The sequence below is a fragment of the Microbacterium sp. bgisy189 genome (genome assembly GCF_965345345.1).
Lineage (GTDB): Bacteria > Actinomycetota > Actinomycetes > Actinomycetales > Microbacteriaceae > Microbacterium.
This window is the reverse complement of record NZ_CBDRMZ010000001.1, coordinates 110,970-136,665: the sequence shown is the minus strand read 5'-3', so window position 1 is coordinate 136,665 and position 25,696 is coordinate 110,970. Positions and strand designations below refer to the sequence as shown.

Genomic DNA, 25,696 nt, shown 5'->3' with positions numbered 1-25,696 from the left:
CCGCCGGCGAATCTCGAATCGATTCGAGCCGACACTTCGAGTCTAGCCCGCCTCCCAGCCTCCTGCCTGGGCGCCCGCATAGGATGGAGGCAATCCCACGTCGCCGGCTTCAGACCGGCCCTCCCGAAGCGAGATCACCTGCAATGACCCCGACTTCCGACAAGCGCAACAGCGGCAACCCTGCCACGCAGGCGCAGATCAACCTCACCGTCAAGCAGCAGCGCGAGGCGCAGAAGCAGGCGAAGCTCGCCGAGTACCAGCGCCAGCTCGCCAAGCGCAAGCGCAGCAAGCTCGTCTGGTGGATCGTCGGCATCACCGCCGCGATCGTGATCATCGGGCTCATCGTGGCATCCATCGTCTTCGCGCCGAAGCCCCCCGCCCAGTACACCGAGGGCGGCGACGGCACCGAGATCACCGGTGTCGAGACCTTCACGAACGAGACGTTGCACGTCGAGGGCACGGTCGACTACGCGCAGACGCCCCCGGCCGGCGGTCCGCACGCCAACGCATGGCTCAACTGCGGCATCTACTCTGAGCCGCAGACCAACGAGAATGCCGTCCATTCGCTCGAGCACGGCGCCGTCTGGGTCACCTACGACGCAGCCGCCCTCAGCGACGACGACCTCGCGACTCTCAAGAGCTTCCTGCCGAGCAGCTACGTCATCCTCTCCCCTTACGAGGGTCTGCCCACCCCGATCGTGCTGAGCGCCTGGAATGCGCAGCTGCAGATCGAAGACGCCGACGACGAGCGCATCGCGCAGTTCTTCGAGGAGTACTGGCGCAACCAGAACGCGCCCGAGCCGGGAGCCCTGTGCTCGGCGGGCATCGACGGGCCCGGCAAGCAGTCGTGACCGACACCTCGCAAGGCGAGCCGTCGACGCAGCGCTCGCTGCCGCCGTGGTGGGCGGTGCTGCTGGTCGCCCTCGCGATCGCCGGCCTCGCGTTCGCGATCGGCCGGTTCTCGACTTTCGGGTCCGCGGCATCCGTGCCCGGCACTGACTCGGCCGAGGCGGGCTTCGCACGCGACATGCAGATCCACCACGCGCAGGCCATCGAGATGTCGATGACGATCTACCGCAAGACACAGGACGAGAACGTGCGCATGCTCTCGCATGACATCGCGACGGCGCAATCCGCCCAGCGCGGCGAGTTCTACGACTGGCTCGTCAAGTGGGGGCTTCCGCAGGGCGGCGGGCGCCTGATGGCATGGATGGATGCCGCAGACACCGGTCACGACCACGGCGGCACCGCCGAGGACCCCGCGAGCGATGAAGAGCTCATGGCATCAATGGGCATGGCGAGCACCGACGAGCTCGCCCAACTCGACGCTGCGACCGGCACCGAAGCCGACTGCCTCTACCTCGGACTCATGATCCGCCACCACGAGGGCGCGCTGCCGATGGCAGAGGCGCTGCTCGACCTCGGCAGCGAGCCGCGGGCCCTGCAGGTCGCCGACGGCATCATCGCCACGCAGTCCGCAGAGATCGATCTCATGCAGTCGTTGCGCGCCGGGCTCGCCTGCGAGGGCTGAGCCCGACGCGCACGGGCGGTCAGTCGGTGGAGCTGTCCACCGGCGTGCCCGCGTCATCGAGCACGAACGTGACCTCGAGCGTCACCTGCCACGACGTGATCTGCCCCGCGCGGATGTTGACGACGTGGTCTTTCACCCACGCACCCTCGACGCCGCGCAGCGTGTCGCCTGCGCGCTCGATCCCCTGACGGATCGCGTCTTCGAAGCTCGTCTCAGACCTCGACGTGATGGTGGTGACTCTCGCGACAGAACCCATGATGTCCTCCTCGGCTCGGGTACGGGACCATCCCCGCGTTCCCACCGAAGCGCACTCCGGCGGTGCACGACAGCCCCCTTGACAACACGGCGAACGGGCGGCATCCCGATGAGGATGCCGCCCGTTCGCGGTGTTCGGGCCGGTTCAGCCCTTCGTGGCGCCTGCCAGCAGGCCGCGTACGAAGAAGCGCTGCAGCGAGAGGAACACGATCAGCGGCACGATCAGCGCGATGAACGCACCGGCCGTGAGCAGATACCAGTCCTGGCCCCGGCTGCCGGTCATCTCGGCCAGCAGCTTCGTGATCGGCGCCACGTTGCCGTCGGCGAAGATCAAGGCCACCAGCAGGTCGTTCCACACCCACAGGAACTGGAAGATCGCAACCGAGGCGATGGCGGGGGCCGTCAGCGGCAGGATGATCCGGAAGAAGATCTGGCCGTGACCGGCGCCGTCCACACGCGCGGCCTCGATGACCTCGCCGGGGATCTCCGACACGAAGTTGTGCAGCAGGTAGATCACGAGCGGGAGACCGAAGATCGTGTGGGCGATCCACACCTGCGCGTAGCCGGCGGAGCCGAACGCTTCGATGATCGGGAACCCGAAGACCGTACCCTGCGCGAACAGCTGCAGCAGCGGGATGAGGGCCATCTGGATCGGCACGATCTGCAGCGCGAACACGCCGATGAACAGGATGTTCTTGCCGCGGAAGTCGATCCACGCGAACGCGTACGCCGCGAGCAGCGCGATACAGATCGGCAGGACGACGGCGGGGATCGTGATCGCGAACGAGTTCACGAAGGCGCCGGCCATGTCGAGCTGACTGTTGCCGGTCTGCAGCGCTGTCGCGTAGTTGTCGAGCGTGAAGCCCCAGTTGGAGAAGATCGTCCACCAGCCGGTGTCGTTGATCAGGTCTGCGGGGCGGAACGACGTGAGGAACAGTCCGAAGGTCGGCACCGTCCAGATCGCGGCGATGACGAGCGCGGCGATCGTGGCCCAGGGGGAGGTGAGCCGCTTCTTCGTGCCGGCGAGGTCACCGCCCTTGTTGCCGCGGTTGCGGCGCTTCTCGTCGACCGTGAGGGTCGCGGTTGCGGTGGCCATCAGCGGATCTCCCTCTGCTTCTTGATCTGCACGGCGTTGTACACGACGATCGGCAGCACCAGCAGGAACAGGATCAGCGCGAAAGCCGCCGAACGCCCCGCTTCGAAGCTGCGGAACTGCGTGTACATCTCATTGGCGAGCACCGACGAGTTGTTGGCACCGGCGGTCATCGTGCGGACGATGTCGAACACCTTCAGCGAGGCGATCGAGATCGTGGTCAGCACGACGATCAGCGATGGTCTGATGCCCGGCACGACGACGTTTCGGAATTTCTGCCAGCCGTTCGTGCCGTCCAGTTCTGCGGCTTCGAGCTGCTCGGTCGGCACTCCCTTGATGGCTGCCGACAGCACGACCATCGCGAAACCGGTCTGGATCCAGATGAACACCACGATGAGCCACAGGGTGTTCCACGGGTCGTCGGCGAGGAAGTTGTACGGCTGTCCGCCGAACCAGACGATCACCTGGTTCAGGAAGCCGATCTGCTCCTGGTCGGAAGGCCGCGACGTGTACATGAAGCGCCAGATGATCGACGCACCGACGAACGAGATCGCCATGGGCAGGAACACCAGGATCTTGTAGTACTTCTCACCCCGGGTCTTGTCGATGAAGTAGGCGTACGCGAGACCGGCGATCGTGGAGACGACGGGCGCGATCAGCACCCACAGGATCGTGTTGATGATGACGCGGACGTTGGCGGACTGCGTGAAGATCCACTCGAAGTTCGCGAGCCCGACGAAGGTCGTGCCGCGCGAGTTCATGAACGCCTGCGCGATCGTCTGGATCGTGGGGACGACCAGGCCGATCAGCAGCAGGATGATCGCCGGCGCGAGAAAGCCGACGAGTTGGAACATCGAGCCCGCGCCGTCGCGCGCCCGGCGGTCGAGGAAGAAGAACAGCAGACCCAGCACTGCAGCAGCAGCCATGGCCTCGTACCACGACTGGAACAGGAAGAGGACGAGCGCAGGCCCGACGATGCAGGCGATGAGCCGGATGACGGTGTACTTCGTGCCCTTGCGCGGCGCGATCTCGATGAAGAAGAGGATGAGCGCCACTGCGGCGACGAAGACGCCGACGATGACGACGATCTCCAGCCATGGGTTCAGGGTGGAGAGCCACCGGAAGAAGTCTTGGACGGACATGAGCAACCTTTCGACTGCGACGTCGGACTCGGGCGGCGCCCGTGGGGACGCCTCGGGGTGGGAAGCGGGGCCGCCCTCGAAAGGACGGCCCCGCGGGTCAATGACGGATCACTCCGACGGCCAGCCGGCCTCGATCTGTCCGAGGACGGTGTCCGTCGACGAGCCGTTGACCCAGTCGACCATGCCCTTCCAGAACGTGCCCGCACCGACAGCCGACGGCATGAGGTCGGACGCGTCGAAGCGGAACGTGGTGGTGTCGGCCTGCAGGATGCTGATGGCTTCCTTCAGGATGTTGCTCGATGCCTGCTCGGGGTCGAGACCCTTGTTGGCGCTGATGACACCGCCGAGCGCGACACGCGCGTTGGCCCAGTCGGAGCTCGAGAGGAACTCCTGCACCTTCTGCGTGGCCTCGGAGTCGTCGAACGCTGCGACGATCTCGCCACCGCCGGTGACGACAGCACCATCGCTGGAGCCGCCACCCTCGAACGGGGGCATGATGAACGCCCAGATGTCACCGTCTTCGGCAACCTCGCCACCGGCGTCGGTGATGAAGCCGTCGTAGAACGACGCCTGGTGGTGCAGCGCGCAGTCGCCGTTGACGAGAGCGGTCGCCGGGTCGCCGAAGGGCGTCGTGACGATCGACTTCACGTCACCGAAGCCGGCGTTGACGTAGTCGGGGTTCAGCGCGATCTTGCCGAACTCCTCGAACGCCGACGAGATCTGCGGGTCGGTGAAGGGCACCTCGTTGGCGACCCACTGGTCGTAGACGTCGGGGCCGGCCTGGCGCAGGACGAGGTCCTCGATCCAGTCGGTTCCCGGCCATCCGGTCGCGGCATCCGAACCGAAGCCGATGCACCAGGGCGCCTTGGCCTCATCGGCCTGGATCTGCGCGGTCAGGTCGAGCAGTCCCTGCCAGTCGGTGGGGACTTCATAGCCCTTCTCGGTGAAGTACGACGGCGAGTACCAGATCCAGCCCTTGACGCTCGCCATGAGCGGTGCGCCGTAGAGGGTGTCGTCGACCGTCGCGTAGGCGCCCCAGTCCTCGGACCAGCCCTCTTCGACGTTCGCCTTGACGGCGTCGGGGGCCTCGACGAGGTACCCGCGCGCTGCCATGTCGGCCATGAGGCCGGGCTGCGGGAAGATCGCGAGGTCGGGGGCGTTGCCACCCTGTGCACGAACCGCGATCTGCGCCTCAAACTCCTTCGACGCTTCGTACTGGATGTCGATGCCGTTCTCTTCCTCCCAGTCCGCCCAGGACTGTTCGAGCAGTTCGGCCTCGGTGTCGGCGATCGTGCCGTAGACGGTCACGACGCTGTCGCCGGTGTCCCCCGAGTCACCGTCGTTGTTGCCAGTCGATCCCGGGCCGCCACTGCAGCCCGCGAGCGCGAAGCCTGCGGCTCCGATGATTGCGATGGGTGCAAGCATTCGACGCTTTGACAGCCCCATGTGATTCCTCCTCGTTGAGTGCTCGGAAAGTTCCGCGGTGCACACCGGTCCCATAGGGAACCGATTCCAGGCCACACTATGAGAGCGGAACCATCCGCACAACCGCACGACACATCACAACCGAGTAACACTGTTTTCCTGCGGCGCATCGATGGGTGCCGGAGGATGCAACCGGTTCCAGATTCTGCACCGCATCCTGTAACGTGCGATGCGAACTCGAGGAGGAGTCCATGGCCGGCATCGCCGACGTCGCCGCACTCGCGGGCGTGTCGAAAGCGACGGCGAGCCGGGCCCTCTCCGGCAGCGGGTACGTCTCCGCCGCGACGCGGGAGCGCGTGCAGCAGGCGGCGCAGGAGTTGGGATACGTGCCGTCGACGAGCGCCGTCAGCCTGGCGACAGGACGCACCCGGAATGTCGGCGTGGTCATGCCGCGGCTGAACCGGTGGTTCTTCGCCGAGGTGCTCGAGGGCATCCAGCACGCACTCCTCGAACGAGGCATGGACCTCACCCTCTATGACGCGACGCCCGGCAGCGCCGCGCGTCGACGGATCTTCGAGGAGTTCCTCCCCCGCCGGCGGTTCGATGGGCTGATCGCCGTGGGCCTGGAACCGGCCGAAGCCGAACTCGACGCACTGCTGGCCCTCGGCAAGCCGGTCGTGAGCGTCATCGGCGCACAGGAGCGCACGAGCGTCGTCACCCTCGACGACGCGCACGCGGCATCCCTCGCCACCGCGCACCTGATCGCGCTCGGGCATCGCCAGGTGCACTTCCTCGGCGGCGGCTCCCCCCATTGGCCGCATGTGGAGGCCGCGCGCTACGGCGGCTACCTCGACCAGATGGAACGCGCCGGCCTCTCAGATCACGCGGTGCGTACGCCGTCCGAACCGTCGATGCCGGCAGGGTTCGCGGCCGCAGTCGACCTGCTCAGCGATGTCGAGCATCGACCGACGGGCATCGTGGCGGCGTGCGACGAGGTCGCGATCGGCGCGATCATCGCGGCTCGTCGTCTCGGCATCCTCGTCCCCTCGCAGCTCAGTGTGATCGGCATCGACGACCATGTCGACGCCGAGATGTTCGCGCTGACGACCCTGCGGCAGCTCCCGCGCGAGCAGGGCAAGTCGGCGGTATCGCTGCTCATGCGCCACCTCGACGATCCGGATGCAGATCCGCTCGTGATGCGACTCAAGCCACGGCTCGTCGTTCGCGGGTCGACGGGCGCGGTCGCCGGCGCCGCCTCTGCAGCGGTCATGGACAGCGGTCGCGGCCCGATCTGATGCAGACGCGACGAAGGCCCCCGGAATCAACCCGGGGGCCTTCGTGCAGAGGAACCTGAATTACTTCAGGGTCACCGAAGCGCCGGCCTCCTCGAGGGCAGCCTTCGCCTTCTCGGCGGTCTCCTTGTTGGCGCCCTCCAGGACAGCCTTGGGAGCACCGTCGACGACGGCCTTGGCCTCGCCGAGGCCGAGCGAGGTGAGCTCGCGGACGACCTTGATGACCTGGATCTTCTTGTCGCCAGCGGCCTCGAGGATGACGTCGAACGCGTCCTTCTCCTCGGCCTCTTCGGCGGGGGCACCACCGGCGGGGGCGCCGGCAGCGGCGACCGCGACGGGAGCGGCGGCGGTGACGTCGAAGGTCTCCTCGAACGCCTTCACGAACTCGGACAGCTCGATGAGCGTGAGCTCCTTGAACGCGTCGAGCAGCTCGTCAGTGCTGAGCTTTGCCATGATGATTCTCCTTGAATTGGGGTTTTGCTATGCCGGGACCCGATGTCAGGCCGCGGACTCCTGCTTCTCACGCAGCGCGTCGACCGTCCGAACGGCCTTCGACGGCAGCGCGTTGAAGACGAATGCCGCCTTGGTCATCGAGGCCTTCATCGCACCGGCGAGCTTCGCCAGCAGGACTTCACGGCTCTCGAGATCGGCGAGCTTGCTCACCTCGGCGGGCGAGAGCGCGGCACCGTCGAAGTAGCCGCCCTTGATCACCAGCAGAGGGTTAGCCTTGGCGAAGGCACGCAGGCCCTTGGCGACGGCGACAGGGTCACCGTGCACGAAGGCGATGGCGGACGGGCCCTTGAGCTCGTCATCCAGCCCCTTGACCCCGGCGTTGTTCGCCGCGATCTTGGTCAGCGTGTTCTTCACCACGGCGTATTCCGCGTCCTGACGGATGCTGTTGCGCAGCTCCTTGAGCTGGGCAACCGTCAGACCGCGGTACTCGGTCAGCAGAACGGCGGTCGAGTCCTCGAAGTTCTTCGTGAGCTCGGCGACCGTTGCTTCCTTCTGCGCCATGGCCACTCCTTATGTGTACGAGACGCTCCGCGGTGGCGGGGCGCCGGCCGAAGTCGTCGTCGCAATGAAAAAAGCTCCGGCGCAAGCGCACGGAGCTTTGGGATCCGGTCTCCCGGAAAGTTCAGTGTCACCTGCGCGGGCCCCTGCATTGCAGAGCTTCGATCGTCATGCGTTTGCACGCACGCCGATGACCGACGGTCTTTGGCTTACGCACCACTGTACCCGCCGTCGAGGCGTTCCCCAAATCGCAGACCCCGCCTTCGAAACAGGAGATCTCACCGGAACAGGACGATTCCGAGCACATGGTCCTGTCTCCGGGATTTCTCCTGGTGCGGTGACAACTGCGGTCACGGGTGTCGCACGGGATCGAGGTCGGCGGGCGCGTCTAGGCTCGATGACATGACTCCCGAACTGTCCGCGCGCATCGTCGCGGACTCACGGGATCGGGTCGCCTGGATCCGGGCGCGCTCGCGCGGGATCACCGCGACCGACGTGGCACAGCTCACGAGCGGCAAGGCGATCGGCCGGGCAGCGGATGCCAAACTCATGGGTTCCGGCTTCTCGGGCAACGCCTACACCGACCACGGCAGGCGTCGCGAGCCCGAGATCGCCGCCTGGGTGGCGGCGACCCACGGCATCCAGCCCTCTTCAGCGCTGTTCCACGCCGTCGTCGAGAAGCGTCATCTCGCGACACCCGATGGCATCGCGGTCGACGGCGGCGGCCGGGTCACGCTCGCCGAGATCAAGACGACGAACAAGTCGTGGCGTTCGGTCCCCCGCGGATACCTGCGCCAGGTGTGGTGGCAGCAGCATGTGCTGGGCGCCGAGCGGACGCTGGTCGTCTGGGAGCAGCACGACGATTTCGTGCCGGTGCACGACGAGCCGAAGTGCGCCTGGATCGATCGCGATGAGCGCGAGATCTCGAAGCTCGTGGGGCTCGCGACCGACCTGATCGACGAACTCTATCGCCGCACACAGTTGGCCAAGCGCCCTGCGGCGCCCGCGCAGCGACCGCGCGAGCCGTTCCGGGCGCTCGCGCTCGCAGACTGACGCACCGCCGCCGAATCGCGCCCGCCGGGCCGCCGACCCGGCACGCCCGGGCGAAACAAGTTGACGTGCGTCAACGTTTCCTTTATCGTTGACGCACATCAACTATTGACTTATCTCAACGATCTCGCGCGTCGCGCGGGGAGGCGGTCGCATGTCCTCCACAACTCCCGAGCACGGACCGGCCATGAAGCCGCGCCAGGTGCTCGAAGCCCTCTCCGGTCTGCTGCTCGGCATGTTCGTGTCGATGCTGGCATCCACCGTCGTCTCGACCTCTCTCCCGGTCATCGTCCACGACCTCGAGGGTGATCAGAACGCGTTCACCTGGGTCGTCACCGCGACCCTGCTGACCACGGCGATCTCGACCCCGATCTGGGGCAAACTCGCCGACCTGACCAATCGCAAGGTGCTGTACCAGGTCGCCATCCTGATCTTCGTGCTCGCGACCGCCGCCGCCGGCTTCGCTCAGGATGCGGGAACGCTCATCGCGTTCCGCGCCGTCCAGGGCCTCGGTGCGGGCGGACTCGCCGCGCTCAGCCAGGTGCTGATGGCCGACATCATCAGCCCGCGCGAGCGCGGTCGCTACATGGGCCTGTTCGGCGCGGTCATGGCGGTTGCGACCGTCGGCGGCCCGCTGCTCGGCGGCCTCATCACCGACGCATTCGGCTGGCGCTGGAACTTCTTCGTGGCGCTCCCCTTCGCAGTGGTCGCGCTCATCATGGTGCAGCTCACGCTGCGGGTGCCTGCCCGCCCCACCAAGCGCGCCCGCATCGACTACCTCGGCATCGTGCTGCTGTCAGCCGCCGTATCGCTCCTGCTCATCTGGGTCACGAGCGCCGGCACCAGCTTCGACTGGTGGAGCATCGAGACCGTACTGATGGTCGGCGGCGCACTGCTCGGCGCGATCCTGTTCGTCATCGTCGAACTGCGCGTCTCCGAGCCGCTCGTGCCGCTGTCGCTGTTCCGCAACCGCACGTTCACGCTGTCGGTCGTCGCATCGATCGCGACCGGGATCGCGATGTTCGGCGCCTCGGTGTTCCTCAGTCAGTACATGCAGCTCGCCCGCGGCGCCACGCCCACCGAGGCAGGACTCATGACGATTCCGATGATCGCCGGGCTCCTCCTCGCCTCGGTCGGGGTCGGCGGCCTCATCACCAAGTACGGACACTGGAAGCCCTACCTCGTGGTGGGCGCGGTCTCGCTGACCGCCGGGGCCTTCCTGCTCTCGACGATCCACTACGACACCGACTTCTTCCTGGTGTCGGTCTACATGTTCCTGCTCGGCGCCGGCGTCGGCATGACGATGCAGAACCTCGTGCTGATCGTCCAGAACACCACCGCCGCAGAACAGATCGGCGCGGCGAGCTCGGGCGTCACCTTCTTCCGCAGTCTGGGCGGCACCATCGGCGTATCGGTGATGGGCGCGGCGCTGGCAGCCCGCGTCACCGAACTCATGGCGGACGCTCGCGAAGCCCTCGCCACCGCGATCGCCGGCCTCGGCGCCGAAGGCGCGACCTGGGCGGATCAGCTCGGGTCGGGCACCCTCCCTCAGGTGTCGGAGATGCCCGAGGCGCTGCAGGTCATCATCGAGGACGTCTACGCCCAGGGCATCGCACACTCGTTCCTCATCGCCGTTCCGTTCGCCGTGGTGAGCCTGATCGCGATCCTGTTCCTGCCGAACGTGCCGCTCACGCGCATGACGACGACCGAGCGGATGCGGGCGAGCGAAGCCGACCTGGCGACGGTCTCGGTTCCTGAGGGGATGGACGCGCTCACCACGACTGGTTCGGTGCGCACGACCGCGGCACGAGATGATGGTCGGGATGACTGACACACTCGGCACCTCTGATGAGCGGGCTGACGCCGTGCACCTCTTGGAGGCGGAATTCGGCGAACTCGGCAACCGCTTCCGGCGACTGATGCACGAGAACGCGCAGCGGGTCAGCCCCGGAATGCTCCCCGCGGCGTACAAGGTGTTCACCACGATCGCCCGACGAGACCAGGTCACGCCCTCAGCACTCGCTGATCACATGCTCATGGACCGTGGACAGCTCAGCCGAACGCTGCGCGAGTTGGAGGAGCTCGGTCTCATCACCCGCTCCCCCGACCCCGCCGACGGACGTTCCAGCCTGCTGTCAGCGACGCCGGAAGGACACGCACGCCTCGCGGCTGCCCGCGCACCCCAGGAGGGGCTGCTGACGGACAAGCTCGCCGAGTGGAGCGTCGAAGACATCCGCAGCCTCACCCGGCTGCTGCATGCGCTGACGGCCGGCATCCAGCCTGGATCGGGTGAGCCGTCGTCGCAGTGAGATTCTCGCCGCGGTAGCACCCGCGTAACACGGGCGAGACACGAACACGGTTGACTGGTGCCCGAACCAGACGACCGCGGTGCCGACGCAGGCACTGCGTGGAAGGAGCGACCGATGCGATTCCGGCCGCTGCGAACGGCATCCATCGCGGATGCGCCACTCGCCGATGTCGACACCCCGCCCTCGCACATGCGTGCCGTCGTGTACGACGCTCCCGGCGGCCCTGACGTGCTGCATGTCGCCGAAGTGCCGGTACCGGCGCCGATGCTCAGCGAACTGCTCGTGCGCGTCGTCGCCGCCGGCACGAACCCGATCGACGCGAAGACCAGGGCCGGTGGCGCCATGAACGCCGCCGCAGCCGGTCCCGTCGTTGCTGGCTTCGACTTCAGCGGCGTCGTCGTCAAGGCGCCGTACGAGGCCCATCCGCTGCAGCCGGGCACCGAGGTGTACGGCATGGCGGCGTTCCCGCGCACGACCGGCAGTTATGCCGAGTACGTCGTCGCACCCTCGCTCTCGGTCGCACGGAAGCCGTCGACACTCTCGCACGTCGAGGCGGCCGGTGTGCCGCTCGCGGCGCTGACCGCGTGGGGGCTCGTCGTCGAGACGGCGCACGCGCACGAGGGCCAGCGTGTGCTCATTCACGCCGGATCGGGCGGTGTCGGTCATTTCGCCGTGCAGCTGGCGGCCTATTTCGGTGCGCACGTGACGGCGACCGGCTCGGCGCACAATCTGGCGTGGCTGCGCGAACTCGGCGCGAGCGTCGCGATCGACTATGCGACCACGCGCTTCGAAGATGTCGTGACCGACGTCGACGTCGTCATCGATCTCGTGGGCAACGTGCACGACGACACCGGCACCCGGTCGCTCTCGGTCGTCCGTCCGGGCGGACTGTACGTCATGGTGCCGACGGGGGCGTGGCCCGACTACGCCGAACACGCCGCGCGTGCCGGCGTGCGCGCCACCTCATACAAGGTGATCCCCGACGGGGGCGTGCTCGCAACCCTCGGCCGCCTGCTCGAATCCGGCGCGATCCAGGTCTTCATCGACAAGGTCTTCGACCTCGACGAGGCGGCCGCCGCGCACACCGAGCTCGAGCGCGGGCACTCCAGAGGGAAAGTGGTGCTCAAGGTCGCAGAGGCCTGAGCGAACGCCGACCGGCGTCGATCACCTCGTCAGCCACAGCCTCGAGCAGCGCGGAACGCAGGTTCCACTGCTGCCAGTACAGCGGCACGTCGATCGGGTCGCCGCCGAGCCGGACGAGCTCGCCCGATTCGAGTCCGCGGTCTGCCTGCAGCGTCGGCAGCATCGCCCACCCGAGACCGAGCTGCACCGCGGCGGCGAAGTCGTGCGAGGCGGGCACGAAGTGCCGTGGCGGGATGGCCCCGGCACCGTGTGCGCGGAGCCATCTGGTCTGCAGGTCATCGCGACGATCGAAGTCGATGACGGGCGCGTCGTCGAGTGAGGTCGAGTCCACGCCGTCCGCGAACCATCGGTCGCGGAACCCACGGGTTGCGACAGCCTCGTAGCGCAGTGCACCGAGTACGCTCACACGACAGCCGGCGACGGGGGTACGGCGTGAGGTCACGGCAGCCATGACGGTTCCCGATTCGAGCAGTCCCGCGGTGAAGTCCTGGTCGTCACGGTGCAGGTCGAAGACGACGGGATGCCGGGCGCTGACGCGCGCGAGGGGTTCGAGCATCCAGGTCGAGAGGGAGTCCGCATTGACCGCGAGCGGGATGCTGATGCGGTCGACGTCACCGAGCTCGGCGACGGCATCGTGCTCGAGCAGCGCCAGCTGGCGGGCGAAGCGGATGACAGCATGCGCCGCATCGGTGGCGCGCACCGGTTTGGCCCGCACCAGCAGCACCCGTCCGATCTGCTCTTCGAGGGCCTTGATGCGCTGGCTCACCGCCGAGGGAGAGATGTGCAGGCGACGGGCCGCGGCATCCATGCTCCCCTCGTCGATGACGACGGCGAGCGTCTCGGCCAGCTCGGCGGGGATCCTCACCTGAAGCTCTGCTTATGCACCATCAGAATCATGAACTGGACTGTACCTCAGTGTGGCCGTAGTTTCGAGACGTGCTCACCTCCGTCATCGCCGGCTTCGGCCTCGGCCTCTCCCTCATCGTCGCCATCGGCGCGCAGAACATGTTCGTGCTGCGCCAGGGGATGCGCCGCGAGCACGCCCTGCTCGTCGCGACGATCTGCGCGCTCTCCGACGCCGCGCTCATCGTGCTCGGCGTGTCAGGACTCGGCGCGGTGCTGCAGGCGGTGCCGTGGCTCATCGACGCCGTTCGCTGGGCGGGATTCGCCTTCTTGCTCTGCTACGGACTGCTCGCGGCGCGCAGGGCATGGCGTCCCACCGGGCAGAGCCTGCGCGTGGGCACGTCACCGGAACCTGCTGGATCCGGGGGCACCACGGGCCTCGCCACGCGCACGCGGGCCCTGCCGATCGTGCTCACCTGCCTGGCGCTGACGTGGCTCAATCCGCACGTCTACCTCGACACCGTGTTCCTGCTCGGCTCGATCGCCAGCACGCACGGCGACCAGCGCTGGTGGTTCGCCGCGGGGGCTGCCGCGGCGAGCGTTGTGTGGTTCTTCGCGCTCGCGCTCGGTGCCCGGCGCCTCGGCAGATGGCTCGGCACACCGCGCGCCTGGCGCGTGCTCGACGGCAGCATCGCCGTCGTCATGATCGCGATCGCGATCAGCCTCGTCCTCCCCCACTGATTCCGCCCCGCGGAGTGGTCCGACAAGGCACGATGGAGGCATGAGACGCGTCCACGTGATCGTCCGAGGCACGGTGCAGGGCGTCGGCTACCGCTACACGCTGCGCATGGTCGCGGCCGAGGCCGGGGCGTCGGGGTGGACCCGCAACCTGCGCGACGGCACCGTCGAGTGCGAAGTCGAGGGCACGACAATGCAGGTCGACGAGGTGCTGGCGTGGATGGCCGAGGGGCCGCCCGGTTCGCACGTGGAGGGCGCGTCCGTGACCGAGATGGATCCGCTCGGCACCTCAGGGTTCGAGGTGCGTCGGGATCGGTGACATGCGAGAAGCCCCACCCGCGGGAGCGGATGGGGCTTCTCGATCTCGATACACCGCGCTGCGCGCGGCACTCGATCACCGTTGTCAGGCGAGCGCGTTGACGTCCAGCGGGATGCCGGGGCCGAACGTGGTCGACATCGCAGCCTTCTGGATGTAGCGGCCCTTCGAGCTCGACGGCTTCAGACGCACGATCTCTTCGATCGCGGCGTTGAAGTTCTCGCCCAGCTGCTCGGCCGTGAACGACGCCTTGCCGACGACGAAGTGCACGTTGGCGTGCTTGTCGACACGGAACTCGATCTTGCCGCCCTTGATCTCCTCCACGGCCTTGGCCGGGTTGGGGGTCACGGTGCCGGTCTTGGGGTTGGGCATGAGGCCACGGGGACCGAGCACCTTACCCAGACGACCGACCTGGCCCATGAGCTCGGGGGTCGAGACGGCCGCGTCGAACGCGGTCCAGCCACCGGCCACCTTCTCGATGAGCTCGGGGCCACCGACCTCGTCGGCGCCGGCTGCGATGGCGGCTTCGGCGGCAGGGCCGGTCGCGAACACGATGACGCGAGCGGTCTTGCCGGTGCCGTGGGGCAGGATGACCGTGCCACGAACCATCTGGTCCGCCTTGCGCGGGTCGACGGAGAGCTTGAGGGCGACCTCGACGGTGGAGTCGAACTTCTTCGAACCCGTCTCCTTGGCGAGGGCGACGGCCTCATCCGACGTGTAGACCTTGTCGCGGTCGATCTTCGCCGCGGCGGCCTCGTAAACCTTGGACTTTGCCATTATCGTTCTTCCCCTCAGCCTTCGACCGTGATGCCCATGGAACGGGCGGTGCCGGCGATGATCAGCGAGGCGGCCTCGATGTCGTTCGCGTTCAGGTCGGGCATCTTCGTCTCGGCGATCTGACGGACCTGCTCCTTGGTGAGCTTGCCCACCTTGGTCGTCAGCGGGTTCGCCGCCCCCTTGGGGACGCCTGCGGCCTTCTTGATGAGCTCCGCGGCCGGCGGGGTCTTCAGGAGGAACGTGAAGCTGCGGTCCTCGTAGACGGTGATCTCAACGGGGATGACGTTGCCACGCTGCGACTCGGTCGCGGCGTTGTACGCCTTGCAGAACTCCATGATGTTGACGCCATGCTGACCGAGCGCGGGGCCGATCGGCGGCGCCGGGTTGGCTGCACCGGCGTTGATCTGAAGCTTGATCAGGCCGGTCACCTTCTTCTTCGGTGCCATTCTTTTTCCTTTCAACGAATCGGATGCCAGGCATCCGTTCTCCCGCGCGCCCGTGTGGCGGCGGTGTCTGCACCGGAGCGCGCGGCTCCGGAATCCTTTACTGCTTGGTGACCTGGTCGAACGAGAGCTCGACGGGGGTCTCGCGCTCGAAGAGCGAGACAAGGACGGTGAGCTTGCCGCGCTGCGCGTCGATCTCGCTGATCGAACCGGGCAGGCCCGCGAACGAGCCTTCCTTGATCGTGATGGTCTCGCCGACCTCGAAGTCGACCTCGGTGACGACCGAGCGGGCCTGCGTGGCGGCACCCTTGGCGGCACCCGCCTTCGCCGGAGCGACCTCCTTGACCTCGACGAGCGACTTCAGCATGTTGAAGGCCTCTTCGAAGCGCAGCGGGGTCGGGTTGTGGGCGTTGCCGACGAAGCCGGTGACGCCGGGCGTGTGGCGCACGACCGACCAGGTGTCTTCGTTGAGCTCCATGCGCACGAGCACGTAGCCGGGGATCCGGACGCGCGTGACCATCTTGCGCTGACCGTTCTTGATCTCGACGACGTCCTCCATGGGGACCTCGATCTGGTAGATGTCGTCCTCGACCTCGAGCGTCGACTTGCGCTGCTCGATGTTGGCCTTCACCTTGCGCTCGAAGCCGGCGTAGGAGTGGATGACATACCACTTGCCGGGCATCATGCGCAGGTCTGCCCGGAACGCCTCGTACGGGTCTTCGGGCTCTTCGTCGTCGCCGAGCTCGGGGCCGTCGTAGGGCGTGATGTCGTCGGCGTGCGCGGCGGCCTGCTCGGCCTGCTCCTCAGCGAGCGAGTCCTCGAGCACCTCGGCGGCGGCCTCGGCCTCAGCGGTCTGGTCGATCTCGAGTGCGTCGTTCACGATCGCGTCTGCCTCCGGGTCGTCGGTGTCGATGTCGTCGAGGTCGTGGTCGACGCCGTCTTCGTCGTCGCCGTCCTCGTCGACGATGTGGATCGCCGTGTGCTCGGCGGCGTCGGCGGAGCGCTCCTGGCTCTCGAGGACGTTGCCCTCCTGCGCCTCATCGTCCTCGCTGGACTGCTCAGCGGCCGTCGCCCAATCGGCGTCGTCGACATATCTTTCAGACACTTGCGTTCTCTTCCATCGGAGGCTGGATGTCGGTCGTCCCGCATCCGGGCTGTCGGTGATCCCGATCAGCTCGGCACGCCGAAGACGACGTTGACCACCCAGGTGAACAGGAGGTCGAGCCCGTAGACGATCGCCATCATCACGACGACGAAACCGAGCACCACGCCCGTGAACTTCAGCAGCTCCTGACGGGTCGGAGTGACGACCTTGCGGAGCTCGGCGAAGACCTGGCGGATGAACAGGGCGATCCGCTGGAAGAAGTTGAGCTTCTTCTCGCGGGGTGCATCGCTCGCGGCGACGACTTCGCCCTTCGGTTCGTCCTGGACCATCAACCCACCTGTATGACTTTTCGTGTGCCAGCTGTGTGCTGACGCGCAGGGCGGACAGGAATCGAACCTGCAACCTGCGGTTTTGGAGACCGCTGCTCTGCCAATTGAGCTACCGCCCTAGAGGTCTTTCGACCCGGGGTGCCTGCCTTCCCACCGTAGCCGTGACCGGACCGAATCCGACTCCCAGGCATGGCGAAAGCATGCAGACAACTGCGTCGTCCAGTGTACGTCATGGTCGCAGGCCCGCGCGAATCGCGGCGGGCGAGTCAATACGGCTGGACGCCACCGCGATCGGGCTCCTCATCGCGCGAGAACGCGCGACCCGACAACGCATGTGCCTTGATGCGCACGTAGTTGAACTTCAAGGTCGGGATCCATGGCTTCAGGGGCAGCGCGTCGGCCGCCTCGATCTCCGCGCCGGTCTCCAGCCGGTGCGCGGTGCCCCGGACGACGACGCTCCACGCATCGCGCTCGGTGTGGTCGTCCGCCTCGAACAGCACCTCGTCGTTGATGGTCAGCTCGGTGAGTTTGCTGCCCTCAGCGGTGCGGAACACGATCGTCTCGGCATCCACCACGAAGTTCACCGGGAAGATGTCGAGCACGTCGCCTACCCGCGTCACGAGTCGCCCGAGTTCCTGCTGCGCAAGATGGTCCCAGCACGCCTGCTCGGAGAGGTGGGTGACCGGATCGCCGCGTTCTTCCATACCCCCATCTTCTCGATGTCCGCCGCGCGGCGAAAGGGGCGGGACCGAGATCGGTCGCCGCCCCGTTGGCGTGCGGCTCACGCTCCCGTACGGATGAGCTTCTTGTTCACGAACTCGTCTGCACCCAGCAGGCCCAGCTCGCGGCCGGTGCCGCTGCGCTTGACGCCGCCGAACGGCAGTCCCGCCTCATCGGCGAGAACCAGGTTGATGTAGACCATGCCCGCCTCGATACGGTCGGCGACGCGCTCGGCCTGCGCGGCATCGGTCGTGAAGACGTACGAGCCGAGGCCGAACGGCGTGCCGTTGGCGATGCGCACGGCATCGTCTTCATCGCTCGCGCGGTAGACGACGCCCACCGGACCGAACAGTTCCTGTCGGTACAGGTCCATCTCTTCGGTGACACCGGTGAGCACGGTTCCCGGGTAGAACGCGCCGTCGCGCGTTCCGCCGACGACGACTTCAGCGCCCTGCGCGACGGCGTGCTGCACCTGCTCATCGAGCCGCTCGGCGGCCGCGAGCGACGACAGCGGCCCGAGCACGGTGTCTTCGGCGAACGGGTCGCCGACGACAGCGGCGCTCATCCCCGCGGCGAACTTCTCGACGAACGCGTCGTAGTACTCGTCGACGACGATGAAGCGTTTCGCGGCGTTGCAGGACTGCCCGACGTTGTCCAACCGCGCCGCCACCGCCTGCTCGACGACGGCGTCGAGGTCGTCGGTCGACAGGAGGATGAACGGGTCGGAGCCGCCGAGCTCGAGCGCGACCTTCTTGAGGTTGCGACCCGCGACCTCGGCGACGGCCGCACCGGCCCGCTCGGAACCGGTGACCGAGACACCCTGCACGCGCGGGTCGGCGATGACGTCGGCGGCCTGTTCATTGGTGAGATAGACGTTGACGTACACACCCTCGGGGAAGCCGGCATCCCGGTACATCGTCTCGATCGCCGCCGCCGACTCGGGGCACTGCGGTGCGTGCTTGAGCAGGATGGTGTTGCCGAGCAGCACGTTCGGCGCCGCAAAGCGGGCGACCTGGTAGTACGGGAAGTTCCACGGCATGACGCCCAACAGCACGCCCAGCGGCGCCTTGCGCACGACAGCGGTGCCGTCGCCCTCGATCGTCAACGGCGTGTCGGCGAGGATCGCGTCGACGTGGTCGGCGTAGTACTCGGTGATGTCGGCGGCGAAGTCGACCTCACCCTCCGCCGCTGCGAGCGGCTTGCCCATCTCGCGCACGATGATCGCCGCCAGCTCGTCGCGGCGCTCACGGTGCAGCTGTGCGACCTTGCGCAGCCCCTCGGCGCGCTCCGCACCGGTGGACGTGCGCGCCCAACCGCGGTACGCGGCATCGGCCGCGGCGATCGCCTGCTCGACGTCAGCGTCTGTGGCGGTCGGGTACGTGGCGAGGGTCTCGCCCGTTGCGGGGTTGACGATCGAGTAGTCGGTCATGGTTGCTTCCCTCTCGTGGTGGTGTGCGACCGGCCCGCTCACGCGGGGATCAGGGTGTACTTCGTGGACAGGAATTCGTGGATGCCTTCGAGGCCGCCCTCGCGACCCACACCCGATTGCTTCACGCCGCCGAACGGGGCGGCCGCGTTGGAGACGACGCCCGTATTGAGCCCCATCATGCCGGTGTCGATGCGATCGATCATGCGGTGACCGCGCGCCAGATCCGACGTGAACACGTACGAGACGAGCCCGTACTCGGTGTCGTTCGCCATGCGCACGGCCTCATCCTCGTCGGTGAACGTCGCGATCGCGAGCACCGGGCCGAAGATCTCCTCACTGAGGATCTCGCTCCCGGCGGCGATGCCCGACAACACGGTCGGTTCGAAGAATGTGCCGGGGCCGTCCACGGCCGCTCCCCCGACGTGCAGGGTCGCGCCGCGCGCAACGGCGTCAGCGACGAGGGATGCCGCCTTCTCGACCGCCCGGTCATCGATGAGCGGCCCGATCTGCACACCGTCGTCGGTGCCCCGCCCGATGCGCATGGCGCGGACGCGGTCAGCGAGACGGGCCGCGAACTCCTCGGCGACGTCTTCGTGCACGATGAAGCGGTTCGCCGCGGTGCATGCCTGCCCGATGTTGCGGAACTTCGCCAGCAACGCCCCGTCGACCGCCTTGTCGAGGTCGGCGTCGTCGAAGACGACGAAGGGTGCGTTGCCGCCGAGCTCCATCGACACCCGCAGCACGCCCTCAGCGGCCTGCGCGATGAGCTTGCGGCCGACCGGAGTCGACCCGGTGAACGACAGCTTGCGCAGGCGCGGGTCGGCGATGATCGGCGCCGACACATCGGCCGAACGGGTCGTCGTGACGACGTTGACGACGCCGGCCGGCACACCCGCCTCTTCGAGGATCGAGACGAACAGGAGCGTGGTCAGCGGGGTCAGTTCGGCCGGCTTCACGACAACCGTGCAGCCGGCGGCGAGCGCCGGAGCGATCTTGCGGGTCGCCATCGCGAGCGGAAAGTTCCACGGGGTGATGAAGAAGCAGGGACCGACGGGCCGCTGCGAGACGACCATGTGCCCGGTGCCCTCGGGATTGAGTCCGAAGCGCCCGCTGATGCGCACCGCCTCTTCACCGAACCAGCGCAGGAACTCGCCACCGTAGGCGGCCTCGCCACGCGCTTCGGCCAGCGGCTTTCCCATCTCGAGCGTGATCAGCATCGCGATCTCATCGGCCCGCTCCTGCACGAGATCGAACGCCCGACGCAGGATCTCGCCACGCGTCCGCGGAGCGGTGGCGGCCCACGCCGCCTGTGCGGCAACGGCGGCATCGAGGGCGCGGATGCCGTCTTCCGGCGTCGCGTCGGCGACCTGCGCGATCGGCGCGCCTGTGGCCGGGTCGATGACCGCGAAGGTGCGGCCGGCCTCGGCATCCTGCCATCGTCCGTCGATGTAGAGGCCGGTGGGGATGCGCTCCAGCAGCGCCTGCTCCGTCGTGGGGGCGGTGTCGATGGCGACGCTCATGCGTGACGTCCCTTTCTGAGGCTTTCGGGGGCTTCGATCGACAGGGTCTCGCCGCGGAAGAACCCCGGGCGCACGACGGACTGCCAGATCATGATGACGATGCCGACGAGGATGACGGCGACGCCGAGGATGAACACGAGCCCCAGTCCGCCCACGTTCGAGCCGCTGCCGTAGGCGGGGTCGGCGCTGTCGACGAGGGTGATGACGAACAGGACGGCGAGGATCGCGCCGCCGACCAGCGGGAACAGGAACGTGAAGAAGAAGCTGCGCGCCGAGTCGAACCACTGCTTGCGGAAGTACCAGACGCACGCGAATGCGGTCAGGCCGTAGTAGAAGCAGATCATCATGCCCAAGGCGGTGATCGTGTCCCACAGCACGTTCTCACTGATGAGACGCATGACGGCGTAGAACACCGACGCGACGACGGCCGAGACGACGGTCGCGAACCCGGGAGTGAAGAAGCGCGGGCTGACCTTGGCGAACACCGGCGGCAGGGCGCCGTAGTACCCCATCGCGAGCAGCGTGCGGGCAGGGCCGACCGCGGTGGACTGCAGCGACGACGCCGACGAGGTGAGCACCGCGAGCGACACGAGGAACGCGAGCGGCCCCAGCACCGGCCCCGACAGGTAGAAGAACACGTTCGCCTGGATGTCTTCGTTGCCGAGGCCCAACTCCCCTGTGCCGACCCCGGCGAACGAGAGCAGCGAGAGGGAGATCAGCAGGTAGAGCGCGACGACGATGAGGACCGTGACGGTCGCGGCTCGCCCGGGCGTGCGCTCGGGGTCCTTCGTCTCTTCGTTCATCGTGAGGACGACGTCCCAGCCCCAGAAGATGAAGATCGACAGCGACAGGCCCGCGACGACCGCGGTGAGCGAACCGACCGCGAACGGGTCGAACCAGCTCAGCTCGATCGGGCTCGCGTCGAACGCGGTGCCGTTCGCGACGTGCACGAGGGCGACGACCGAGAAGATGACGAGTACGAGCACCTGGAACCCGACCAGGAAGTACTGCAGACGCTGCGTCGTCTGCAGGTCGCGGTACGAGACGATCGTCGCGCCCAGCATGAACAGCAGACACACGCCGACGTTGATGAACGGGTTGAACGCGAGGTCGGCGATCCACCCGGGGCTGCCCGCGAGCTGGTCGATGAGCAGGAAGAGGAATTCGACCGCGATGCCCGCAAGGTTCGAGAGCACCAGGACGGTCGCCGCGACCAGCCCCCAGCCGGCCATCCAGCCGATCCACGGCCCGAACGCTCGGGTCGCCCACGTGAAGGACGTACCGGCATCCGGGATGGCGCGGTTGAGCTCGCGGTAGCCGAACGCGACCAGGAGCATCGGGATGAAGCCGACGAGGATGATCGCCGGCACCTGGAACCCGACCTCGGAGACGGTGGGCCCCAAGGATGCGGTGAGGGTGTAGGCCGGCGCGATCGTCGAGATGCCGATCACGACGGCGCCGATCATGCCGACCGTGCCGGGCGAGAGTCCCTTGTTGGAGGTCGTTTCGGTGCCTGGTGCCGGCGTTGGCGCGCTCATGCGGGGGCTCCTTCGCCGGTGCGAGTGCGAGGCACGACGATGACCGGGACCGGCACCTCGTGCAGCATCTTGGCCGCGGTCGACCCGAGGAACAGCCGCTTGGGCTGTGCAAGGCGGCTCGAGCCGACGAGCAGGAACTCACCCGGATGCCAGTCGAGGTGCGAGACGGCATCTTCGATGCTGTCGCCCTCGGCGACGGTGACGTCGACCTCGAGCCCGTCGGGCAGCGTCGTCTTGGCCGCAGTGAGCACATCGCGAGCGGCCGTCGAGCCTGCGATGCGGATCGCACCGGTGTCGGCGCTGGGCGGCAGGTCGACCGCGAGTAGGGACAGCAGGCGCACCGACGCGCCCGTCGCGGCAGCCAGCGCCGACGCGTCGCTCATGAGGGCGTCGGCGCCGGGGCGGGTGCCCACGGCGACCGTGAGTCGCGGGATGCCGACCTCGGCGGCGACCTTGCGAGCGCCGCGCGGCACCAGCACGACCGGCACATCCGAAGAGTGGACGAGCTCGCTCGTGGTCGCACCGAGCCGGTGGCGTCCGCGGGACGCGCCGTCGGCGGCACCGACGACGATGTGGGTCGCGTGGAGCTCGTCGGCGAGCTCGTTGAGGCCCTCGGCGAAGGACTCGCTCGCACGGACGTGCGCATGCGCGGTCACCTCGGCGGGGATGCGGTCGATCGCGCCGGCGATCCACTCCTTCGCCTGCGTCTGCAGCATCCGCCCGTAGGACGCGTCGGGCGGCGTGATGACGCTGCGCGGCGAGGGGAGGATGATCGCGACATCGAGGATCGCGCCGGTCGCCGCGGCCAGGCGGGCGCCGACGGCGACCGCGTCGCGACCGGTCTTGGTCGCCGTGTAGCCGACGACGACGCGTCCGGTCATGCCTGACGCTCCTCGACGATGCGGCTCGCGACCAGGCGCCCCATGCGGATGGCACCATCGACGTGCTGGTACCCGGCGCCGGCCATGTCGCTGCACGCGAAGTGGATCGGTCCGACCGGCGTGCGCAGGTCGGCGCCGTAGCGGTGCAGCCCGCCGAGGTCGAAGCTCGCGGCGTACGCGCCGCGCGTCCACTCCTCGGCGCCCCAGTCGCTCTCGAAGTAGACGAGCGGGGTCTTCGCCTCGGGCCCGTAATAGTGCGAGAGCGATTCGAGGATGCGTTCCTTGCGCTCCTCGGCCGAGACGCGGAACAGATCGTCGGCGTTGCGGTCGGAGACGAAGCCGACGAGGGTGCCGCGTTCGTCACCGTGGTTCGTGTTGTCGTACGCCTCGTGCGAGATCTCATACGGGCTGAACGCGGTGCCCGACAGGCCCTGCTCGCGCCAGAACGGACGGTCGTAGACCGCGTGCACCTTGATGACGAAGCCCATCGAGATGTGCTGGTGCATCTGCTGCTTCAGGCGCGGCAGCGGCGGGGTGAACTCGATCCACGGGTAGAGGATCGGCGCGTGGGCGAGGATCGCGTGCCGCGCCCGCACGACCAGCCCGCCGTCGGTGAGCACCATGACGCCGTGCTCGCCCCACTCGATCGTGTGGACGGGGTGGCCGAGCCGCACGTCCTCACCGAGGCGCTCGGCAAGCAGCAGCGGGACCTGCTGCAGGCCACCGACGACGCGCTCGTCGAGGATGAAGTCGGCGTCGACGAGGTTGCTGAAGCTGCCGGCGCTGGCCGCCATGAGCAGCGCCTGCAGCGTCGAGAATGCGTAGGCGGGCTTGGTGAGCATCGCGCCGGCGATGAACAGCGCGATGTTGTCGCGCGCCTCCTGATCGTCGGTCTGCTCCTCCAGCCACGCCTCGAACGAGATGCGGTCGAGGGCCTCGGCGTCGGGGTGCTCCCACGGCTGGTCGGGGTCGACCTGCGCCACGAGCGCGTCGAGCACCTCGATGAGCCGCACGATCTCGCGCTCGGTCTCGGGAGCGACCGGGAAGATCTCACCGGTGAACCGGGTCAGTTCGCCGTCGCGGCCGATGTAGACCGACTCGCCCTCGCGGTAGCGGCTGTAGGTCTCCAGTCCCAGTTCGGCGAGCGTCTCCTTGAGCGCATCCTGGTCGGGAGAGACCCACTGGCCGCCGACCTCGAGCATGGCGCCGTCGACGACGTCGGTCCACAGGCGCCCACCGACACGGTCGCGCGCTTCGAGCACGACGACCGACAGCCCCGCCTTCTTCAGTTCGTTGGCTGCGGTCAGGCCGGCAGCACCGGCGCCGATGACGACGACATCGCGCGCGATGGTGTTCATGGGATTCTCCTTGATGGCCCTCGGTCGTTGAGCAAGCGAAGCGAGACGAAACGCTCAGTTCGCGGCGAGCGCGGCGGCGACGACGTCGAGGCCTTCGTCCAGCAGCGCGTCGCCGATCGTGAGCGGCGGCAGGAAGCGGATGACGTTGCCGAACGTGCCGCAGGTGAGCACGACGACGCCCTCGGCGATGCACGCCTTCGCGACGGCGCCGGTGAGCGCCGCGTCGGGGGCGCCGGTGGCCGGATCGGCGAACTCGACCGCCATCATCGCGCCGGCGCCGCGCACCTCGGCGATGCGGGCATCGGTGGCCTGCAGGTCGGTGAAGCGGGCGCGGATGCGGTCGCCGATCTGCTGCGCGCGCTCGACGAGCCCCTCGGTCTCGTACGCGTCGATGGCGGCGAGCGCCGCCGCGCACGCGACCGGGTTGCCGCCGTAGGTGCCGCCGAGGCCGCCGGTGTGGGAGGCATCCATGATCTCGGCGCGTCCTGTCACAGCGGCGAGCGGCATGCCGCCCGCGATGCCCTTCGCGGTGGTGACGAGGTCGGGCACGACGCCGAACAGCTCGCTCGCGAACATCGCGCCGGTGCGGGCGAAGCCGGACTGCACCTCGTCGGCGATGAAGACGACGCCGTTGGCGGTGCACCACTCGGCGACGGCGGGCAGGAACCCGTCGGCGGGCACGATGAATCCGCCCTCACCCTGGATGGGCTCGATGATGACGGCGGCGAGGTTGTCGGCGCCGATCTGCTTCTCGATGAGGGTGATGGCCCGAGCCGCTGCGTCGGGCCCGGTGAGGCCGTCGCGCAGCGGGTACGACGCGGGGACCCGGTAGATCTCCGACGCGAAGGGGCCGAAGCCGCTCTTGTAGGGCATGGCTTTGGCCGTCAGCGCCATGGTGAGGTTCGTGCGGCCGTGGTACGCGTGGTCGAACGCGACGACGGCCTGACGGCCGGTGTGCTTGCGGGCGATCTTGACCGCGTTCTCGACGGCCTCGGCGCCCGAGTTGAACAGCGCGCTCTTCTTCTCGTGGTCGCCCGGGGTGAGCCGGTTGAGGGCCTCGGCGACGGCGACGTAGGAGTCGTACGGCGAGATCATGAAGCACGTGTGGGTGAACTGCGCGGCCTGCGCGGCGATCGCCTCGACGACCTTGGGGTGTGCGGCACCGACCGTGGTGACGGCGATGCCGGAGCCGAGGTCGATGAGCGAGTTGCCGTCGGCGTCGACGATGACGCCGCCGCCCGCGGCGACCGTCGCGACGGGAACGGTGTGCCCGACGCCGGCGGCGACGGCCACGGCCTTGCGCGCGAGCAGCTCCTGCGAGCGCGGGCCGGGGATGGCGGTGACGAGGCGACGCTCCTGCGGCAGCGAGGGGCCGCCGACGGGAGCGGTGGCGAGGGTGTCTGCGGTCATGGCGACCAGCGTAGGGACGACGGACCCGGCAGTCGCTG

At 67.9% G+C, this 25,696-nt stretch carries 27 protein-coding genes and 1 tRNA gene; 9 read left to right on the top strand and 19 right to left on the bottom strand.

Translation table 11 applies throughout. The features are described from left to right. Positions 1-143: 143 nt before the first annotated feature. Entirely contained in the window at positions 144-851 is a 708-nt protein-coding gene (locus ACSF8R_RS00720) for a DUF3105 domain-containing protein (protein ID WP_434809928.1), read from the top strand. Then, positions 848-1,531: a DUF305 domain-containing protein gene (locus ACSF8R_RS00715; protein WP_434809927.1), complete on the top strand. Its 684-nt coding sequence runs from the start codon at positions 848-850 to the stop codon at positions 1,529-1,531. The genes ACSF8R_RS00720 and ACSF8R_RS00715 overlap by 4 nt, the downstream gene beginning before the upstream one ends. Before the next feature lie 19 nt (positions 1,532-1,550). Here the strand turns inward: ACSF8R_RS00715 and ACSF8R_RS00710 are convergent, their stop codons facing one another. From ACSF8R_RS00710 to ACSF8R_RS00695, 4 genes are all read right to left on the bottom strand, one after another. Beyond that, positions 1,551-1,787 (bottom strand): dodecin family protein, encoded by a 237-nt coding sequence (locus tag ACSF8R_RS00710; protein ID WP_434809926.1) that lies wholly within the window; start codon positions 1,785-1,787, stop codon positions 1,551-1,553. Positions 1,788-1,931: 144 nt separating this feature from the next. Next, positions 1,932-2,882 carry a carbohydrate ABC transporter permease gene (locus ACSF8R_RS00705; RefSeq protein WP_434809925.1) on the bottom strand — a complete coding sequence of 317 codons (951 nt, stop codon included), beginning with the start codon at positions 2,880-2,882 and terminating at the stop codon, positions 1,932-1,934. Then, positions 2,882-4,021, bottom strand: coding sequence for a carbohydrate ABC transporter permease (locus ACSF8R_RS00700; RefSeq protein WP_434809924.1), 1,140 nt, complete (start codon positions 4,019-4,021; stop codon positions 2,882-2,884). Before ACSF8R_RS00700 ends, ACSF8R_RS00705 begins: the two co-directional genes overlap by 1 nt. Before the next feature lie 108 nt (positions 4,022-4,129). Then, complete coding sequence (locus ACSF8R_RS00695; protein ID WP_434809923.1) at positions 4,130-5,467, bottom strand: ABC transporter substrate-binding protein; 1,338 nt, start codon at positions 5,465-5,467, stop codon at positions 4,130-4,132. A gap of 230 nt (positions 5,468-5,697) precedes the next feature. Between ACSF8R_RS00695 and ACSF8R_RS00690 the strand changes: the two genes are divergently transcribed. Next, positions 5,698-6,741: a LacI family DNA-binding transcriptional regulator gene (locus tag ACSF8R_RS00690; RefSeq protein WP_434809922.1), complete on the top strand. Its 1,044-nt coding sequence runs from the start codon at positions 5,698-5,700 to the stop codon at positions 6,739-6,741. Positions 6,742-6,801: 60 nt separating this feature from the next. Here the strand turns inward: ACSF8R_RS00690 and rplL are convergent, their stop codons facing one another. Together rplL and rplJ are read right to left on the bottom strand one after the other, a co-directional pair. Continuing rightward, the gene (gene rplL / locus ACSF8R_RS00685) at positions 6,802-7,191 is read right to left on the bottom strand and encodes a 50S ribosomal protein L7/L12 (protein ID WP_434809921.1); all 390 of its coding nucleotides are present in this window, start codon (positions 7,189-7,191) and stop codon (positions 6,802-6,804) included. Between the two features lie 45 nt (positions 7,192-7,236). Next, positions 7,237-7,752: a 50S ribosomal protein L10 gene (rplJ, locus tag ACSF8R_RS00680; RefSeq protein ID WP_434809920.1), complete on the bottom strand. Its 516-nt coding sequence runs from the start codon at positions 7,750-7,752 to the stop codon at positions 7,237-7,239. A gap of 399 nt (positions 7,753-8,151) precedes the next feature. Here rplJ and ACSF8R_RS00675 point away from each other — a divergent pair, with 399 nt between their 5' ends. The 4 genes from ACSF8R_RS00675 to ACSF8R_RS00660 all read left to right on the top strand — a co-directional run bounded on the left by ACSF8R_RS00675 (position 8,152) and on the right by ACSF8R_RS00660 (position 12,251). Next, positions 8,152-8,802, top strand: coding sequence for a YqaJ viral recombinase family protein (locus tag ACSF8R_RS00675; RefSeq protein WP_434809919.1), 651 nt, complete (start codon positions 8,152-8,154; stop codon positions 8,800-8,802). Positions 8,803-8,953: 151 nt separating this feature from the next. After that, positions 8,954-10,630, top strand: coding sequence for an MDR family MFS transporter (locus tag ACSF8R_RS00670; RefSeq protein WP_434809918.1), 1,677 nt, complete (start codon positions 8,954-8,956; stop codon positions 10,628-10,630). Next, positions 10,623-11,108, top strand: coding sequence for a MarR family winged helix-turn-helix transcriptional regulator (locus tag ACSF8R_RS00665; protein WP_434809917.1), 486 nt, complete (start codon positions 10,623-10,625; stop codon positions 11,106-11,108). Before ACSF8R_RS00670 ends, ACSF8R_RS00665 begins: the two co-directional genes overlap by 8 nt. 114 nt (positions 11,109-11,222) lie before the next feature. Next, the gene (locus ACSF8R_RS00660; RefSeq protein WP_434809916.1) at positions 11,223-12,251 is read left to right on the top strand and encodes an NADP-dependent oxidoreductase; all 1,029 of its coding nucleotides are present in this window, start codon (positions 11,223-11,225) and stop codon (positions 12,249-12,251) included. Here the strand turns inward: ACSF8R_RS00660 and ACSF8R_RS00655 are convergent. Further along, positions 12,232-13,116 carry a LysR family transcriptional regulator ArgP gene (locus ACSF8R_RS00655; RefSeq protein WP_434809915.1) on the bottom strand — a complete coding sequence of 295 codons (885 nt, stop codon included), beginning with the start codon at positions 13,114-13,116 and terminating at the stop codon, positions 12,232-12,234. The genes ACSF8R_RS00660 and ACSF8R_RS00655 overlap by 20 nt on opposite strands. A gap of 71 nt (positions 13,117-13,187) precedes the next feature. On the opposite strand from ACSF8R_RS00655, the gene ACSF8R_RS00650 reads away from it, so the two are divergent. After that, positions 13,188-13,835: a LysE/ArgO family amino acid transporter gene (locus tag ACSF8R_RS00650; RefSeq protein WP_434809914.1), complete on the top strand. Its 648-nt coding sequence runs from the start codon at positions 13,188-13,190 to the stop codon at positions 13,833-13,835. Positions 13,836-13,875: 40 nt separating this feature from the next. Then, positions 13,876-14,151 (top strand): acylphosphatase, encoded by a 276-nt coding sequence (locus ACSF8R_RS00645; protein WP_434809913.1) that lies wholly within the window; start codon positions 13,876-13,878, stop codon positions 14,149-14,151. 84 nt (positions 14,152-14,235) lie between these two features. Here ACSF8R_RS00645 and rplA read toward each other — a convergent pair whose 3' ends face one another. The 12 genes from rplA to gabT all read right to left on the bottom strand — a co-directional run bounded on the left by rplA (position 14,236) and on the right by gabT (position 25,658). Continuing rightward, entirely contained in the window at positions 14,236-14,925 is a 690-nt protein-coding gene (gene rplA, locus ACSF8R_RS00640; RefSeq protein ID WP_434809912.1) for a 50S ribosomal protein L1, read from the bottom strand. A gap of 14 nt (positions 14,926-14,939) precedes the next feature. Further along, positions 14,940-15,371: a 50S ribosomal protein L11 gene (rplK, locus tag ACSF8R_RS00635; RefSeq protein ID WP_434809911.1), complete on the bottom strand. Its 432-nt coding sequence runs from the start codon at positions 15,369-15,371 to the stop codon at positions 14,940-14,942. A gap of 97 nt (positions 15,372-15,468) precedes the next feature. Further along, positions 15,469-16,473, bottom strand: coding sequence for a transcription termination/antitermination protein NusG (gene nusG / locus ACSF8R_RS00630; RefSeq protein ID WP_434809910.1), 1,005 nt, complete (start codon positions 16,471-16,473; stop codon positions 15,469-15,471). 65 nt (positions 16,474-16,538) lie between these two features. Continuing rightward, on the bottom strand, positions 16,539-16,802 hold the full coding sequence (gene secE, locus ACSF8R_RS00625) for a preprotein translocase subunit SecE (RefSeq protein ID WP_434809909.1): 264 nt from the start codon (positions 16,800-16,802) through the stop codon (positions 16,539-16,541). 46 nt (positions 16,803-16,848) lie between these two features. Further along, positions 16,849-16,921, bottom strand: a tRNA-Trp gene (locus ACSF8R_RS00620). Between the two features lie 147 nt (positions 16,922-17,068). Continuing rightward, the gene (locus ACSF8R_RS00615) at positions 17,069-17,506 is read right to left on the bottom strand and encodes a pyridoxamine 5'-phosphate oxidase family protein (protein WP_434809908.1); all 438 of its coding nucleotides are present in this window, start codon (positions 17,504-17,506) and stop codon (positions 17,069-17,071) included. A gap of 77 nt (positions 17,507-17,583) precedes the next feature. Then, the gene (locus tag ACSF8R_RS00610; RefSeq protein WP_434809907.1) at positions 17,584-18,951 is read right to left on the bottom strand and encodes an NAD-dependent succinate-semialdehyde dehydrogenase; all 1,368 of its coding nucleotides are present in this window, start codon (positions 18,949-18,951) and stop codon (positions 17,584-17,586) included. Positions 18,952-18,989: 38 nt separating this feature from the next. Further along, positions 18,990-20,471: an NAD-dependent succinate-semialdehyde dehydrogenase gene (locus ACSF8R_RS00605; RefSeq protein WP_434809906.1), complete on the bottom strand. Its 1,482-nt coding sequence runs from the start codon at positions 20,469-20,471 to the stop codon at positions 18,990-18,992. Continuing rightward, complete coding sequence (locus tag ACSF8R_RS00600; RefSeq protein WP_434809905.1) at positions 20,468-22,009, bottom strand: APC family permease; 1,542 nt, start codon at positions 22,007-22,009, stop codon at positions 20,468-20,470. The genes ACSF8R_RS00605 and ACSF8R_RS00600 overlap by 4 nt, the downstream gene beginning before the upstream one ends. Then, positions 22,006-22,890: a universal stress protein gene (locus ACSF8R_RS00595; protein WP_434809903.1), complete on the bottom strand. Its 885-nt coding sequence runs from the start codon at positions 22,888-22,890 to the stop codon at positions 22,006-22,008. Before ACSF8R_RS00595 ends, ACSF8R_RS00600 begins: the two co-directional genes overlap by 4 nt. Further along, positions 22,887-24,248 (bottom strand): flavin monoamine oxidase family protein, encoded by a 1,362-nt coding sequence (locus tag ACSF8R_RS00590; protein WP_434809901.1) that lies wholly within the window; start codon positions 24,246-24,248, stop codon positions 22,887-22,889. Before ACSF8R_RS00590 ends, ACSF8R_RS00595 begins: the two co-directional genes overlap by 4 nt. 54 nt (positions 24,249-24,302) lie before the next feature. Continuing rightward, positions 24,303-25,658 carry a 4-aminobutyrate--2-oxoglutarate transaminase gene (gabT, locus tag ACSF8R_RS00585; protein ID WP_434809900.1) on the bottom strand — a complete coding sequence of 452 codons (1,356 nt, stop codon included), beginning with the start codon at positions 25,656-25,658 and terminating at the stop codon, positions 24,303-24,305. Between the last annotated feature and the right edge of the window lie 38 nt (positions 25,659-25,696).

Coding starts and splice junctions, on each gene's coding strand:
- rplA (WP_434809912.1), bottom strand. CDS start 14,925: ATGGCAAAGTCCAAGGTTTACGAGGCCGCCGCGGCGAAGATCGACCGC.
- rplJ (WP_434809920.1), bottom strand. CDS start 7,752: ATGGCGCAGAAGGAAGCAACGGTCGCCGAGCTCACGAAGAACTTCGAG.
- ACSF8R_RS00695 (WP_434809923.1), bottom strand. CDS start 5,467: ATGGGGCTGTCAAAGCGTCGAATGCTTGCACCCATCGCAATCATCGGA.
- gabT (WP_434809900.1), bottom strand. CDS start 25,658: ATGACCGCAGACACCCTCGCCACCGCTCCCGTCGGCGGCCCCTCGCTG.
- ACSF8R_RS00595 (WP_434809903.1), bottom strand. CDS start 22,890: ATGACCGGACGCGTCGTCGTCGGCTACACGGCGACCAAGACCGGTCGC.
- ACSF8R_RS00590 (WP_434809901.1), bottom strand. CDS start 24,248: ATGAACACCATCGCGCGCGATGTCGTCGTCATCGGCGCCGGTGCTGCC.
- ACSF8R_RS00700 (WP_434809924.1), bottom strand. CDS start 4,021: ATGTCCGTCCAAGACTTCTTCCGGTGGCTCTCCACCCTGAACCCATGG.
- secE (WP_434809909.1), bottom strand. CDS start 16,802: ATGGTCCAGGACGAACCGAAGGGCGAAGTCGTCGCCGCGAGCGATGCA.
- ACSF8R_RS00645 (WP_434809913.1), top strand. CDS start 13,876: ATGAGACGCGTCCACGTGATCGTCCGAGGCACGGTGCAGGGCGTCGGC.
- ACSF8R_RS00710 (WP_434809926.1), bottom strand. CDS start 1,787: ATGGGTTCTGTCGCGAGAGTCACCACCATCACGTCGAGGTCTGAGACG.
- ACSF8R_RS00690 (WP_434809922.1), top strand. CDS start 5,698: ATGGCCGGCATCGCCGACGTCGCCGCACTCGCGGGCGTGTCGAAAGCG.
- ACSF8R_RS00720 (WP_434809928.1), top strand. CDS start 144: ATGACCCCGACTTCCGACAAGCGCAACAGCGGCAACCCTGCCACGCAG.
- ACSF8R_RS00675 (WP_434809919.1), top strand. CDS start 8,152: ATGACTCCCGAACTGTCCGCGCGCATCGTCGCGGACTCACGGGATCGG.
- rplK (WP_434809911.1), bottom strand. CDS start 15,371: ATGGCACCGAAGAAGAAGGTGACCGGCCTGATCAAGCTTCAGATCAAC.
- ACSF8R_RS00660 (WP_434809916.1), top strand. CDS start 11,223: ATGCGATTCCGGCCGCTGCGAACGGCATCCATCGCGGATGCGCCACTC.
- ACSF8R_RS00670 (WP_434809918.1), top strand. CDS start 8,954: ATGTCCTCCACAACTCCCGAGCACGGACCGGCCATGAAGCCGCGCCAG.
- ACSF8R_RS00605 (WP_434809906.1), bottom strand. CDS start 20,471: ATGAGCGTCGCCATCGACACCGCCCCCACGACGGAGCAGGCGCTGCTG.
- rplL (WP_434809921.1), bottom strand. CDS start 7,191: ATGGCAAAGCTCAGCACTGACGAGCTGCTCGACGCGTTCAAGGAGCTC.
- ACSF8R_RS00705 (WP_434809925.1), bottom strand. CDS start 2,882: ATGGCCACCGCAACCGCGACCCTCACGGTCGACGAGAAGCGCCGCAAC.
- ACSF8R_RS00665 (WP_434809917.1), top strand. CDS start 10,623: ATGACTGACACACTCGGCACCTCTGATGAGCGGGCTGACGCCGTGCAC.
- ACSF8R_RS00610 (WP_434809907.1), bottom strand. CDS start 18,951: ATGACCGACTACTCGATCGTCAACCCCGCAACGGGCGAGACCCTCGCC.
- ACSF8R_RS00600 (WP_434809905.1), bottom strand. CDS start 22,009: ATGAGCGCGCCAACGCCGGCACCAGGCACCGAAACGACCTCCAACAAG.
- ACSF8R_RS00615 (WP_434809908.1), bottom strand. CDS start 17,506: ATGGAAGAACGCGGCGATCCGGTCACCCACCTCTCCGAGCAGGCGTGC.